The organism is Belliella baltica DSM 15883, assembly GCF_000265405.1.
GTDB classification, from domain to species: Bacteria; Bacteroidota; Bacteroidia; order Cytophagales; family Cyclobacteriaceae; genus Belliella; species Belliella baltica.
In genome coordinates, this window is sequence record NC_018010.1 from 2,916,214 (window position 1) to 2,929,019 (window position 12,806).

General features: G+C 35.3%; 14 protein-coding genes. 9 read left to right on the plus strand and 5 right to left on the minus strand.

The features are described from left to right. Positions 1–15: 15 nt before the first annotated feature. Positions 16–225, minus strand: coding sequence for a hypothetical protein (locus BELBA_RS13235; protein WP_014773200.1), 210 nt, complete (start codon positions 223–225; stop codon positions 16–18). Between the two features lie 150 nt (positions 226–375). After that, positions 376–657: a DUF202 domain-containing protein gene (locus tag BELBA_RS13240; protein ID WP_014773201.1), complete on the minus strand. Its 282-nt coding sequence runs from the start codon at positions 655–657 to the stop codon at positions 376–378. Between the two features lie 188 nt (positions 658–845). On the opposite strand from BELBA_RS13240, the gene BELBA_RS13245 reads away from it, so the two are divergent. Next, the gene (locus BELBA_RS13245; RefSeq protein WP_014773202.1) at positions 846–1,328 is read left to right on the plus strand and encodes a deoxycytidylate deaminase; all 483 of its coding nucleotides are present in this window, start codon (positions 846–848) and stop codon (positions 1,326–1,328) included. On the opposite strand, the gene murB is transcribed toward BELBA_RS13245, so the two are convergent. Continuing rightward, complete coding sequence (gene murB / locus BELBA_RS13250; protein ID WP_014773203.1) at positions 1,325–2,338, minus strand: UDP-N-acetylmuramate dehydrogenase; 1,014 nt, start codon at positions 2,336–2,338, stop codon at positions 1,325–1,327. The genes BELBA_RS13245 and murB overlap by 4 nt on opposite strands. A 90-nt stretch (positions 2,339–2,428) precedes the next feature. Between murB and BELBA_RS13255 the strand changes: the two genes are divergently transcribed. Beyond that, on the plus strand, positions 2,429–3,373 hold the full coding sequence (locus BELBA_RS13255; RefSeq protein ID WP_014773204.1) for a succinylglutamate desuccinylase/aspartoacylase family protein: 945 nt from the start codon (positions 2,429–2,431) through the stop codon (positions 3,371–3,373). 2 nt (positions 3,374–3,375) lie between these two features. On the opposite strand, the gene tamL is transcribed toward BELBA_RS13255, so the two are convergent. Next, complete coding sequence (tamL, locus tag BELBA_RS13260) at positions 3,376–5,793, minus strand: translocation and assembly module lipoprotein TamL (RefSeq protein ID WP_041779368.1); 2,418 nt, start codon at positions 5,791–5,793, stop codon at positions 3,376–3,378. A gap of 17 nt (positions 5,794–5,810) precedes the next feature. Here tamL and BELBA_RS13265 point away from each other — a divergent pair, with 17 nt between their 5' ends. The 3 genes from BELBA_RS13265 to BELBA_RS13275 are packed head-to-tail and all read left to right on the plus strand — an operon-like array spanning position 5,811 to position 8,362. Beyond that, the gene (locus BELBA_RS13265) at positions 5,811–6,551 is read left to right on the plus strand and encodes a TrmH family RNA methyltransferase (RefSeq protein WP_014773206.1); all 741 of its coding nucleotides are present in this window, start codon (positions 5,811–5,813) and stop codon (positions 6,549–6,551) included. A gap of 13 nt (positions 6,552–6,564) precedes the next feature. Continuing rightward, on the plus strand, positions 6,565–7,566 hold the full coding sequence (locus tag BELBA_RS13270) for a bile acid:sodium symporter family protein (RefSeq protein WP_014773207.1): 1,002 nt from the start codon (positions 6,565–6,567) through the stop codon (positions 7,564–7,566). A 7-nt stretch (positions 7,567–7,573) separates the two neighbouring features. Further along, the gene (locus BELBA_RS13275) at positions 7,574–8,362 is read left to right on the plus strand and encodes a PhzF family phenazine biosynthesis protein (protein ID WP_014773208.1); all 789 of its coding nucleotides are present in this window, start codon (positions 7,574–7,576) and stop codon (positions 8,360–8,362) included. Between the two features lie 79 nt (positions 8,363–8,441). Here BELBA_RS13275 and BELBA_RS13280 read toward each other — a convergent pair whose 3' ends face one another. Continuing rightward, positions 8,442–9,521, minus strand: coding sequence for a 3-oxoacyl-ACP synthase III family protein (locus BELBA_RS13280; RefSeq protein WP_014773209.1), 1,080 nt, complete (start codon positions 9,519–9,521; stop codon positions 8,442–8,444). Positions 9,522–9,767: 246 nt separating this feature from the next. Here BELBA_RS13280 and BELBA_RS13285 point away from each other — a divergent pair, with 246 nt between their 5' ends. Genes BELBA_RS13285 through arsM form a run of 4 tightly spaced genes read left to right on the plus strand, consistent with a single transcriptional unit; the run spans position 9,768 to position 12,762 of the window. Beyond that, entirely contained in the window at positions 9,768–10,100 is a 333-nt protein-coding gene (locus BELBA_RS13285; protein ID WP_014773210.1) for an arsenosugar biosynthesis-associated peroxidase-like protein, read from the plus strand. A gap of 27 nt (positions 10,101–10,127) precedes the next feature. After that, positions 10,128–11,171 (plus strand): arsenosugar biosynthesis radical SAM (seleno)protein ArsS, encoded by a 1,044-nt coding sequence (gene arsS, locus BELBA_RS13290; RefSeq protein WP_014773211.1) that lies wholly within the window; start codon positions 10,128–10,130, stop codon positions 11,169–11,171. Positions 11,172–11,176: 5 nt separating this feature from the next. Next, positions 11,177–11,794, plus strand: a complete 618-nt coding sequence (locus tag BELBA_RS13295; RefSeq protein ID WP_014773212.1) for a TIGR04282 family arsenosugar biosynthesis glycosyltransferase — start codon at positions 11,177–11,179, stop codon at positions 11,792–11,794. After that, positions 11,791–12,762, plus strand: a complete 972-nt coding sequence (arsM, locus tag BELBA_RS13300; RefSeq protein WP_041779369.1) for an arsenosugar biosynthesis arsenite methyltransferase ArsM — start codon at positions 11,791–11,793, stop codon at positions 12,760–12,762. Before BELBA_RS13295 ends, arsM begins: the two co-directional genes overlap by 4 nt. Positions 12,763–12,806: the final 44 nt, after the last annotated feature.

Genomic DNA, 12,806 nt, shown 5'->3' on the forward strand with positions numbered 1-12,806 from the left:
ATTATATGATAAATATTATTTTTTTCTTGCTGCTACCAAGACGATGACCCCAGCCACAAGACTGATTCCTCCCGCATAATTTGGCCAAGACACATTATTTTCTTTTTGCTTATTTACTTGAATTGGTCCTGCATCAATGATATTTTCTTCGGTGTTGAAACTAAATCCTGAGAAAAAAAACATGGCAATACCTGCTACAATCAATATTATTCCTAGTGCTTTCATAGTTTTGAAGTTTTTAAAATTCAACAATAACTCAATATAAACAAGAATGCGACCAATTCTTGAATCTAAAATATCAATTATAAGATTTAAGTATCTTTTTATTTCGAATCAATAGGAAATTCACTGATAAAAGAAAAGTAAGTTCTGTTTCTACATTCCAATGTAATTTCCTTTTTTCAATTTTTTCTTGACTTTAAAATAATTGAAGAAGCCAAGAAACATCAATCCTAAACTTAGTGCAAAACCAACATAACCTAATTCTCTGATATGACTCAGTACATTTACTTCCATCAGGGCTGTACCACTGACCAAAAAATAAAGCGACGTTCTGATGTAAGAAAGTAATGTTCTATCATTTGCTAAAGTAGTCCTTTGCCTTGCTAGATAATCTCTTACAATCATTTGTTCATCTGTTAGATTTTCTTTTTCCATGGTATGAATTTGAAATTTTCACAAATTTATTAATACTATCCCTCTAAATTAAGTGATAAAAGTCGCACATTTACGATTTCAAATTCAAAAAAATAATCAGCTTAATCAAAGTAGTTTAGTTAATGTCTATCTGGTTTTGTTGATTTTGAATTGTTCTATCAATTAAATTGAAATCCGATTGAATAAAAATGATTAGACCTAATTTTGACGATATTTTTATGGAGCTGGCAGTGAATCTTGCCAAAAGATCCCATTGTATCAAAAAGCATGTTGGAGCAGTTCTCACCAAAGAAACAAGGATCATTTCGATAGGATATAATGGTCCACCTTCCGGTACACATAATTGTGATGAGGAGTTTCCAATAGATGGATGTGCTAGAGATAGCAAAGGAAGTTGTACTCTTGCACTTCATGCAGAACAGAATGCAATTCTTTATGCAGTCAAAAATAACACTTCTGTAGAAGGATCTACTCTCTACGTCACACTTGCACCATGCTTGGCTTGTGCTAGAATTATATTTTCTATGGGAATTAAGCGTGTAATTTTTATGTATTCCTACGCTGAATATAAAGGCTTGCCTTTTGATGAAGGGCTTGAGTTTTTAAAGAAGTTTGGTGTTGAAGTCCATAAATATGAAAAGGATATCAAGTTTGAGGATAATCTGATTTAAAGGAAATTAACTTCTGTAAGAAGCGAAATTCCAAATTTTTCTTCTATAGAAGCTTGAATTTTTCTGCTCAACTCTGCAATTTCTTGACCATCACCATTGCCGTAATTTACCAATACCAAAGGTTGAAGTTTGTGGACTCCAATATTCCCAAAAGTTTTTCCTTTCCAGCCTGCCTGTTCAATCAACCATGCTGCGGGAATTTTAATCCCTTCATCGTTTGGAAAACCTGGAACAGTAGGGTTTTCTGATTTTATTTTCTCGAACATTTGTGGTTCAACAGTTGGATTTTTGAAAAAGCTTCCAGCATTGCCGATTACTTTGGGATCAGGAAGTTTACTTTGTCTGATTTTGATCACTGCATCAGAAATAGACTTGATAGAAAGATTTGTGACTTTCATTTCCTCAAGCGTCTGAGCGATTGCCCCATATTCTGTGTGGTAAACCGGCTTCTTTTTTAATCTGAACTCAACTCTAGTGATAATATATTGATCTTTGAGATCATTTTTGAATATGCTTTCTCTGTATCCAAATTGACAATCTTCCCAATGAAATATTTCTTCTTTTCCAGTAGTTCTGTGGATGGCTTTTAGACTTTGAAAAACTTCCTTGATTTCGATTCCATAAGCTCCTATGTTTTGCATCGGAGAAGCGCCAACCGTGCCAGGAATCAAAGAAAGATTCTCCACACCAGCCAGGTTTTTTTCTATGCAATAAAGTACAAATTCATGCCAATTTTCACCAGCTCCTACTTCTATAAAAACCTCTTCATCAGTTTCTTTTGTGATTTGTATCCCTTTGATTTCGATTTTCAAAACGACTGCTTCCAGATCTTTGGTCAACAAAATGTTACTTCCTCCTCCCAAAACAATTAGAGGGAGGTTTAATTCTTTAGCTTTATCCAAGGCTTGTAGAATGTCCTTTTCTGTTGTTGCTTGAATAAAAAATTTGGCTTTTTTGTCAATTCCAAAAGTATTGAATGGTTTTAAAGAAATGTTTTCTTGTATATTCATGGCTGAAAATTATACCTGCGAATTAAGTAAGATTTTGTGCAAATAGAAAGGAGAGGTCTATATTTCGAAAGCTATTAAAATTAAGACTCTATGAAAGAAATGGTTATCAATGGCGTGAGAATTAGGCCAGGGCAAACTTTAAATATTGAAATTGCGATTGCTAGACTGCCTACACACACCTTAATTGATCTTCCCATATTTATCAAAAGAGCCAAAGAAGATGGTCCTGTTGTGCTTATTTCAGGGGGAGTTCATGGTGATGAAATCAATGGAATAGTAGCAGTAAAGCGAATGTTAGAAGAAGATTTGATTTCGCCATTGAAGGGAACCATCATTTTTATTCCTCTTGTGAATGTTTATGGGTTTTTGAGCAATTCCAGAACTTTTCCTGATGGACGAGATTTGAATAGAAGTTTTCCAGGAAGCAAAAAGGGGTCTTTAGCTTCTCAAATTGCCTTTATCTTGACAAATGATATTATTCCCTTGATAGATTACGGAATTGATTTCCATACTGGTGGTCGGATGCTTTCTAATTTTCCACAGGTTCGTGTGGACTATAGAGATAAGAAAGTTTTGGAATTGGCAAAAGCTTTTGGGACACACTTTATATTGAATTCTCCACATATTGATAAATCCTTCAGGAAGGAAGCATACAAGAAAAGAAAGCATATCATGGTTTATGAAGGTGGTGAATCCATGCGTCTAGATGATTATGCAGTAGAGGAGGCTGTTGCAGGCACGAAGAGGCTGTTGGCTCACCTTGGGATGATTGAGAGAGATTCTGAGCCTAAGGATACCATCATGATTTCAGAAAGCTCTTGGATGCGGGCAAAGATTTCAGGGATTTTTACTTCCACCGTTCAGTTGGGTGATTCTGTGAAAAAAGGTCAAATATTAGCGAAAATTTCAGATCCTTATGGCAAAGTAAAAGTCCCAGTGAAATGCACTTCTAATGGCTACGTTGTTGGCTTGAACAATAATCCTGTAGTAAATGCGGGTGATGCCTTGGTTCATGTTGGTAAGACAGCAAGCTAAGTCTAGAAAGGATATCCTATTCCTATATTGAAGACTGTTTGTCCAGGTTCTCCGAGAAAACCTTTGAAAAAATTACCTAAAATTAATCTATTTCCTTCTGGCCTCGCAGGGTCTATTGCTTTTACTCCCATATCTAATCGAAGAACAAGAAAATCAAAATCCATCCTTAAACCTATACCTGTTCCTACAGCAAGTTCTTTGTAGAATCTATTAAATTTAAAATCTGCTCCAGGTCGGGTAGGGTCTTCTTGAAATGTCCAGCTATTTCCAATGTCAACAAAAAATGCTCCATCAAAATAGCCATAAAGCTTTTGTCTTAATTCGAACATTCCCTCAAATAAAATATCTCCAGGCTGCTCAAATCTGTAATCAAAAGAGCCATTTTCGTTTATCGGTGGTGTATATGAACCAGGTCCTAATCTACGTGGCTGCCAAGCTCTAATACCAGTACTTCCTCCCGCAAAGAAGTATTTTTCATAAGGCAAAACTCCATCACTAATTCCATAAGGTTTTGCTAATCCAAGATTCAAACGGTAAGCAAAAGTTCGTTTACTTGAGATTGGAATATATCGTCTAAAATCAGCTTGGAATTTTAAAAATTGGAAATATGCTAAACTCCTGTTTTCTAATAAGCTTCTATCCACAAAATTCAATGTTGTCCCTCCACTTTCAATAAATATTCGAAGTAATGAAGCATTGTTTTTTTGGAAAGTTCCATATTGATTAAAATTTACTACGACCTGACCTGACATGCTACTAACGTAGGAGGGAAGGAAGGAATTGATCAAGTTATTCCCCTGATTTTGAAAATCTTCAAGGATAATTCTGAAATCATCACTTAAGCTTGATCTGATGAAATTTGCATCCAATAAGTTGAAAGTAAACTGCTGTCTAAGATTTCTTGTATTCCAATTGTAAGCTAGTATCCCATTGACACTTTCCCTGGTATATTCTGGTCGATCGACATAATTATAACCTACTAATGTTCTTGTTCGCGGATTGTAACGTCCAAATTTCTCTAAAGAGGATCTATTGATTGGGATCAAAAATTGAGGAAAAATAATCGATGCTGATGTATTGAGCTCTCTCGACCGAAACACACCACCTTCTCCTGTGGCTGAAACTACGCCCTCAAGACCTGCTCGAAAATTGAATTCAAAAATTTCAGCTCCTCTGAATAAATTTCTATTTCTCAAAGAATGGCTAAAAAATGGACCCGGAACTTGCTCTGTAATGCTAGCACCAAGTTGATTTGTGATTAAGTATTTTTGATTAGGTTGAGTGAAAATTCTCGGTCTCAAGACATCACCAAGAGTATCAAATGAAATATTCACAAATCTGAATAAATCTAAATTTGCTAATTGCCTTTGTGTTTCTAATACATCCGTCTTATTGTAAAGCGCACCTTTGCTCAAGAAAATTCTAGAGGAAATGATTTTTTCTGAGTATCGATCCCTGTAAATTTTAAATTTGATGTCCTGATAAGTCGATTCTGCTTCTTCGTCAAAGATCAAATCAGAAGGAGAATCTATAGAAAAATAAGTAGAGTCTAAAGTGTAAACTTTATGAAAATCTTCAAATTCTGGTTTTCTAATCAGTTGCTCAATTTCAACAGTTTTATTTAATGTGTCTTGATAGACATTATATTCTATGTATGATTTCGAAAAAGTATAGTACCCGTTGTTTTTTAAGAAATCCTCTACTCTTTGCCTTTCTCTCGAAAGCTGGGCTTGTTCATATCGAGACTTAACTTTAATTTCTGTTTGATTGCTATTTTTGTTTAGTAGCTGATAGATATTTTCATCATCAGATCGGAAAAAAACAGAATCAATAATGTAAGGCTCATTTTCAATGACCTGATAGGTGACATAAGCCTTTTTTCCTTTTGTCTTTACATCATAATTCACATAACTATCAAAAAAGCCGTTATTAGACAGGTTGAATGACATTTGTCTTTTGGAATCTTCTGTAGCTACGCTGTCTAAGATAACCCGAGCATTTCCGGTACGCATGAAAAAATTGCCAAACTCTAATTTCTTATCGTAAGAAGTAATTTGACTGTTTATTTTGTTGTATCTCTTGACTTCTTTCCTTGAAAGTTCTATACCTTGATTCTGCTTTTCTAGAAGAGCATTTCTTTCTTCAAATAGTTCCTCTCTCTTATTAATAATTTTCGTGCTATCAAAAGTCAAGAGACCAAATCTATAAATTGCAACACCAATAGAGGTGTTTAAAAGTGGAATTCTAGTATTTGGTGTTTGTTTGATCAACCGAGTTAAGGCGTCCTTATCGCTTTTTTCAATCCCTTCTATCTTAGCTTGGTAGACGACATATTCATTTTCTTTCAAGCCTTTGGTCAAAGAACATGAAGAAATCAAAAAGAGTAGAAAAAGAAAGTTTATATATTTGACCTTATTCACTATTATATCGGCACCGAATGTTGAGCAAAAATACGCTTAAGTTTATTAAATCCTTGCAGCAGAAAAAATTCCGTAAACAAGAAAACGCATTTTTTGTGGAAGGTACTAAAAATGTAACGGAATTATTAAACTCAGATTTCGAAATCTCACATCTCTTGTACACTGAAAAGTTTGCTTTAGAACATTCAAGTATGCTCAAGAAATTCAAAGGTGAATCCTATTTAGTTAATCAAAACACGCTGCAGGCAGCAGGATCTTTTCAAACCAATGATTCTGCTTTGGCAGTAGCAAAAATCAAAGAAAATCATCTTCCAAAGATTTCAAGTAAGGATCTTGTTTTGGCTTTGGATGATGTCAGAGATCCAGGAAATTTGGGCACAATCATAAGAATTGCTGATTGGTATGGGATTCGCAATATCATTTGTTCGAACGAATCAGCAGACTTTTACAATCCAAAGGTATTGAATTCTAGTATGGGAAGTTTTACAAGAGTAAATGTTTCATATACAGATCTGTATGAATATTTACTTCAAGTTAATTCTCCAATATTTGGGGCTTTTTTAGAGGGAGAAAATATTCACCAATCCCAATATTCTCCGTCAGGTGTGATAGTCATGGGAAATGAATCAAATGGGATTTCTGATCAGATTGGGAAATTAGTGACTCAAAGAATTACAATTCCAAGATTTGGAGATGCAGAGTCATTAAATGTAGCTATTGCTACTGCTATCATTTGTGATAATTTCAGAAGGTCTTAAGGGAATTTTAATTATGTCAGCTTTATTCGGGAATCTAAAAAAGGTCGGTCTTAATACTTTTTTCTTCTTATTGATAGGTGTAATTTTTCTAGCTAAGATATTCCCTGACTGGGGAACGGAAGCTAGTCCTATTCCGCTTAAACCGATAACAGGAGTAGGGATTTCGGTGATTTTCTTTTTCTATGGAGTCAAGTTAAATCCACGGAAACTGATTCAAGATTTAGCAAATTGGAAATTACACTTGGTTGTTCAAGCTACTACTTTTTTGATATTCCCACTTGTTATCATTTTTCTATATTCTATTTGGGGAGATGAAAATTCCTATTTGTGGTTAGGTACTTTTTATTTGGCAGCATTGCCATCAACTGTATCTTCATCTGTAGTCATGGTATCACTTGCTGGAGGAAATCTTCCAGCAGCGATTTTCAATGCAAGTATTTCTAGTATGGTGGGGATATTTATTACTCCAATTTGGATGGAACTACTGCTTCCTGACTCTGCGGTCGCTTTTGATTTGACAGATACCTTTATCAAGTTGAGTTTGCAAGTGCTTCTTCCTTTGATCTTTGGACTCTTCCTTCATCATTTACTTAATAATTGGGTAAGTAAAAATTCAAAATCTTTAAAGAACTTGGATCAATTCATCATTTTGTTGATTGTATTTACAGCTTTTGCTGAATCCTTTGCTGAGAAAATGTTTGATGGAAAGACCGCGGCAGAGTTGATAACTTTAGGTGCTTTAATGCTTTCGTTTTTCTTATTGATGATGCTTTTAATGCATATAATCGCAAAAGCCTTGAAATTCAATGATGCTGATAGAATCACAGTCCTTTTCTGTGGGAGTAAAAAATCATTGGTGCAAGGAGCTGTAATGGGGCGAGTGATGTTTCCGGACCCGATGATTTTTGGAGTTATTTTGCTGCCTTTGATGATTTACCACGCTTTGCAATTGATTGTAGGCTCTGCTATTGCGCAGAGGTTAGGAGATAAGTATAAAATGTTGAACAAAGAATAAATTAAAGATGTATTTAAATATTTATCAAATAGATGCTTTTGCCGAGAAGGCTTTTGAAGGGAATCCTGCTGCTGTGATTCCTTTGAATTCTTGGTTGCCTGATGAACTGATGCAGCAAATTGCGGAAGAAAATAACCTTTCTGAGACTGCTTTTTATATTCCTGATGGAGAGGGTTTTCAGATTCGTTGGTTTACTCCAGGCGTTGAAGTGGACCTTTGTGGTCATGCTACTTTAGCTACTGCGCATGTGATTTTTCAGCATCAAGGCTTTTCAGGGAAATTGATCAAATTTCTTTCTCCAAGATCGGGTGTTTTAGAAGTTGAATTAGAAGCTGATGGACAAATGACTTTAAATTTTCCGACTGACAAAATACAGCAAATTGATATTCAGGAAGAAGTCATTGCAGGTTTTAGTGAACATCCAAGAGAACTTTGGAGAGGTTTGAGTGATTTTATTTTGATATATGATAATCAAAGTCAAGTTCAAAATATGAAAGTTGACCTTAGCGAATTGGCTAAAGTAGAGACAAGAGGCTTTATCATAACCGCTCCAGGTGATCAAGTGGATTTTGTTTCTAGATGGTTTGGTCCAAGAGTTGGTGTAAATGAAGATCCTGTTACTGGTTCTGCTCACACTTCACTGACACCATTGTGGGCAGAAAAGTTGAGTAAAAATGATTTGACTGCGGTTCAGTTATCTAAGAGAACTGGGAAACTTTCTTGTAAAATGCTCGGTGAAAGAGTAAAAATAAGTGGGAAAGCGGTTACTTATATGTTAGGTAAAGTTGAAATCTGAAACTAACTCAGTCTTAACTAGCAAATCCTGTCTGGTTTTCAAAACCGGACAGGATTTTCATTTTTGTAGCCAAATTTCCTTAAGGCACCAAATAAATGAATGCATTGACATTCATACCCGCTCCAACAGAAGCAAATACAAGATGATCTCCTGAATTGATCTGATGCCCTTCAAGTTCGCCTTTGATGATCATGTCATAAAGAATCGGAACAGTGGCCACAGAGTTATTTCCCAATTTAGAAATTGTCATGGGCATGATTCGAGAAGAATCTGTTAAAGGCAAATCAAATAATTTAAAGGTTCTCTGAATAATGGCTTCATCCATTTTTGCATTGGCTTGATGGATCAGCACTTTTTTGATTGATGTTAGAGGAACACCTGACTTTTCAATTGTTTCTTTGATCAATTGAGGTACTGTATTCAAAGCATATTCGTATAGTTTCCTCCCGTTCATTTTCATAAAAAGTGTATCATCAGCAAATTCAGGATGATAGGATATATCCATTTTGAGAAAATGAGCTTCATTCAAAGTATCAGTTCTAGTTTTATGACATAAAAGTCCAATAGGACTAGAAGATTCTTTTGCTTGTAAAACTACAGCTCCGGCTCCATCAGAATAAATCATGCTATCTACATCATGCGGGTCAGCTATTCTAGAGAGGTTTTCCGCCCCAATAACCAAAACTGATTTGGCATCGCCAGATTTGATGTAATAATTTGCCTGAATGATTCCTTGAACCCAACCTGGGCAACCAAATGGCAAATCATAAGCAACACAATCTGGATTTTCGATCTTCAATAAGTGTTTTACTCTTGAGGCCAAAGTAGGTACCATGTCAGATTTGACATTATTATGAAGGATATCACCAAAATTATGTGCAACAATAATATAATCTAATGTTTCTGGGTCAATATGGGCAGAGGCTATGGCTTTTTCAGCAGCAAAAAAAGCCATGTCGGATGTATTGTACTCTGAGCTGAGATATCTTCTCTCTTGAATATCAGTGATTTCTTGAAATTTTCTTACTATCTCAGGAACTGGTTTTGCGAGAACTTCCCCTTGGTCGTTGGTAAAAGTTCGATTGAAGAATTCTTCATTTTTTACAACTATTTCAGGAATATATTTACCAGACCCTGTAATTATTGAATAAATCTGCATATAATTCTATTGGTAGGTGAAGATTTGTTAATAGATCGAAATTTAGAAAGAATATCTTAATTGGGCTCAAAAAAACAAAAATTGTAATTAATTTCTTTTTGAAACTGCCTGTCCACTCTCAATAAATTGTAAGAGTATTTTCAGTTTTTCCTCTTGTTTAAAAATTTAAAGTTTAAATTCAAAAATTATCTTCAAACATAAATCTATTTGAAAGGCTTAATACGTAAATCAATAAATTTTAAAACTATGAAAACATACTACAATCCTGAAGACCTTAAAAAATTTGGCAAAATCGGAGAATTTCAGAAATCCATGGCTGATAAATTTTTCGACTATTATGGAGAGGTTTTTAAAGAAGGCGCATTGACTGCCCGTGAAAAATCTCTAATTGCATTGGCTGTCGCTCATGCAATTCAATGTCCATATTGTATCGATGCTTATACTGTAGATACAATGGAAAAAGGCTGTGATGAAGAACAAATGATGGAAGCCGTTCATGTAGCAGCTGCAATTAGAGGTGGCGCTTCCTTAGTTCATAGCACGCAAATGATGAATAAAGTAAAAGAGATTTCTATGTAATCTCCGACGAATTAGATCAACCAACCAATGAAATCATTAAAAGCACAACAACATCCACTTTCAAAAATTGAGTATGAACTGGAAGTCTTAGATGCTCCGATAAATGGTGTCAGTTTTGCCGATAAGCTTGCTGAAACCAATCTTTTTCCTCTCAAACCTACTCAAATCGATGTCTTACAGATCAATATGGGTAAAATGTGTAATCAAGTTTGTAAACATTGCCATGTAGATGCTGGACCTGATCGCAAAGAAATTATGACTAGAGAGACCATGCTTGATTGTCTTGAGGTTATCAAAAAAGGAAAAATCAAATCTGTTGATTTGACAGGCGGAGCTCCTGAAATGAATCCTGAATTTAGATGGTTTATAGAAGAAATTAGAAAAATAAGCGCTGAGGTTCAAATTATTGTCAGATGTAACTTGACCATCATTTTGGCTAATCCAAAATACCACGATCTCCCTGAGTTTTACAAAAAGCATAAAATTGAAGTCGTTTCTTCACTGCCATATTTCACAGCTGTGAAGACAGATTCACAAAGAGGTGATGGGGTTTTTGAAAAATCAATTAAAGCCTTAAAAATGCTCAATGAAGTTGGGTACGGAATGGAAAATTCTGATTTGGTTTTAAATCTTGTTTATAATCCATCTGGAGCTTTCTTGCCAGCAGCGCAGGAAGGTTTGGAATTGGAATTCAAAAAGCGCCTCAAAAATGGATATGAAATTGATTTCAATTCCTTATTTACTATCACTAATCTTCCCATAAGTAGATTTTTAGAGTATTTGCTCAGATCAGAAAACTACGATAGTTACATGGAAAAGCTTTTAGAAGCATATAATCCTGTAGCAGCTTCCAATGTCATGTGTAGAAATACCATTTCTGTTGGCTGGGATGGTTATTTGTATGATTGCGATTTCAATCAAATGTTGGAATTAAAAGTGGCAGCTCCGTCTAGTCAGCATATTTCTGAATGGAATCAGCAATCACTACTTGAAAGAGAAATTATTTTAAAACAACATTGCTTCGGCTGTACAGCTGGGGCTGGTTCTAGCTGCGGGGGAGCAACAGCTTAATACCTATGCAATCGAAAAAAGCACTGATTGTTTTTCAGAAAAATCCTGTTCTTGGCAAAGTAAAAACTCGAGTTGCTGCTACTCTTGGAGAGAAACAAGCTTTGGAAATTTATTTGCAGCTTTTGAGACATACTTACAAGATGATCAATCAGCTACAAGAAATAGATACATTTATCTATTTCAGTGAAAAGATAGATTCAGATTTGGATGAGATTTTTGTCGAAGAAGTTCAATTCCGTGTTCAAAATGGAGCTGACTTAGGTTCAAGGATGAAAAATGCATTCGAAGAGGTTTTCAATGAAGGTTATGAAAAAGCAGTAATTATTGGGACAGATTGTCCTGAAATCACTGTATCTATTATTCATGACGCTTTTGAGAAACTTGATCTAACAGATGTGGTTTTTGGCCCGGCAGAAGATGGTGGATATTATCTTTTAGGAAAGAAAAAAATTGATTCAGCCCTTTTTGATAATATGACTTGGAGTCACAAAAATGTTTTATCTGACTCTATCAAGCGCTTAAATTTAAAACAACAAACTTTTACACTTCTTGAAATGCTTTCTGATATTGATAATGAAGCAGATTGGGAGCGATACAAGAATTTAATTTCACAAACTTTATGAGTAATTACTTAGATGCAACAGTTGACGTCTACAGAGACGCTGCACTCAAGCCTGATGTTGGTTTATGTTGTACCACAACACCAATTTGGCAGTTTCCGGGATTGAAGATTCCTAAAATCATGCAAGAGATGAATTATGGATGTGGAAGCACAGTTCATTTTGCTGATTTGGTCAACAACCCCAATGTGCTTTATGTGGGTGTTGGTGGTGGTATGGAAGTACTTCAATTCTCCTATTTCTCTAGAAAAGAAAATGGAGTTATCGGAGTTGATATCGTTGACGAAATGATCAAGGCCTGCGAGGATAATCTTGAAATCGCCGAAAAAGAAAATGATTGGTTTAAAAAAGAGTTTGTTTCCATCAGAAAAGGCTCTGCTCTAGCATTACCAATTGAGGACTCAAGTATCGATGTAGCTGCTCAAAATTGCCTTTTTAATATTTTCACCAAAGATGATTTGGCTTTAGCTTTGAAGGAAATGTACCGAGTTTTGAAGCCACATGGAAGATTGGTTTTGAGTGATCCTGTCACTGAGCAACCTATGCCAAAATCATTGAGAAATGATGATAGGTTAAGGGCTTTGTGTTTAAGCGGCTCACTTTCACTGAAAGAATATCTTCAAATGATCACAGATGCAGGTTTTGGAACTGTTGAAATCAGAGCCAAAAGACCGTATCGTGTTTTGGATCCTGGTCACTATTATACTCCTGAAATGATTTTCTTGGAGAGCGTTGAAGTCTGTGCGATCAAAGATCCAATGCCAGTTGATGGGCCATGTGTTTTCACAGGAAAAGCAGCAATATACTTCGGTTCAGAGGAGTACTTTGATGATCAAAAAGGACATGTTTTGATGCAAAATCAGCCACTTTCTGTATGTGATAAAACGGCTGGTGCCATCAAAGATTTAGGAAGATCAGATATTTATATTTCTGAATCGACTTATTTTTACGATGGAGGGGGTTGTTGTTGATAGAAATTTGATGAAATTGTAGGCTTAAATCTTGCTTTATAATT

What these genes read in the sequence shown, in the direction of transcription:
- BELBA_RS13275 (WP_014773208.1), top strand. Translation starts at nt 7,574, where the DNA reads ATGTATTTAAATATTTATCAAATAGATGCTTTTGCCGAGAAGGCTTTT.
- BELBA_RS13265 (WP_014773206.1), top strand. Translation starts at nt 5,811, where the DNA reads ATGTTGAGCAAAAATACGCTTAAGTTTATTAAATCCTTGCAGCAGAAA.
- BELBA_RS13280 (WP_014773209.1), bottom strand. Translation starts at nt 9,521, where the DNA reads ATGCAGATTTATTCAATAATTACAGGGTCTGGTAAATATATTCCTGAA.
- BELBA_RS13295 (WP_014773212.1), top strand. Translation starts at nt 11,177, where the DNA reads ATGCAATCGAAAAAAGCACTGATTGTTTTTCAGAAAAATCCTGTTCTT.
- BELBA_RS13255 (WP_014773204.1), top strand. Translation starts at nt 2,429, where the DNA reads ATGAAAGAAATGGTTATCAATGGCGTGAGAATTAGGCCAGGGCAAACT.
- BELBA_RS13235 (WP_014773200.1), bottom strand. Translation starts at nt 225, where the DNA reads ATGAAAGCACTAGGAATAATATTGATTGTAGCAGGTATTGCCATGTTT.
- BELBA_RS13240 (WP_014773201.1), bottom strand. Translation starts at nt 657, where the DNA reads ATGGAAAAAGAAAATCTAACAGATGAACAAATGATTGTAAGAGATTAT.
- BELBA_RS13270 (WP_014773207.1), top strand. Translation starts at nt 6,565, where the DNA reads ATGTCAGCTTTATTCGGGAATCTAAAAAAGGTCGGTCTTAATACTTTT.
- BELBA_RS13285 (WP_014773210.1), top strand. Translation starts at nt 9,768, where the DNA reads ATGAAAACATACTACAATCCTGAAGACCTTAAAAAATTTGGCAAAATC.
- arsS (WP_014773211.1), top strand. Translation starts at nt 10,128, where the DNA reads ATGAAATCATTAAAAGCACAACAACATCCACTTTCAAAAATTGAGTAT.
- arsM (WP_041779369.1), top strand. Translation starts at nt 11,791, where the DNA reads ATGAGTAATTACTTAGATGCAACAGTTGACGTCTACAGAGACGCTGCA.
- murB (WP_014773203.1), bottom strand. Translation starts at nt 2,338, where the DNA reads ATGAATATACAAGAAAACATTTCTTTAAAACCATTCAATACTTTTGGA.
- BELBA_RS13245 (WP_014773202.1), top strand. Translation starts at nt 846, where the DNA reads ATGATTAGACCTAATTTTGACGATATTTTTATGGAGCTGGCAGTGAAT.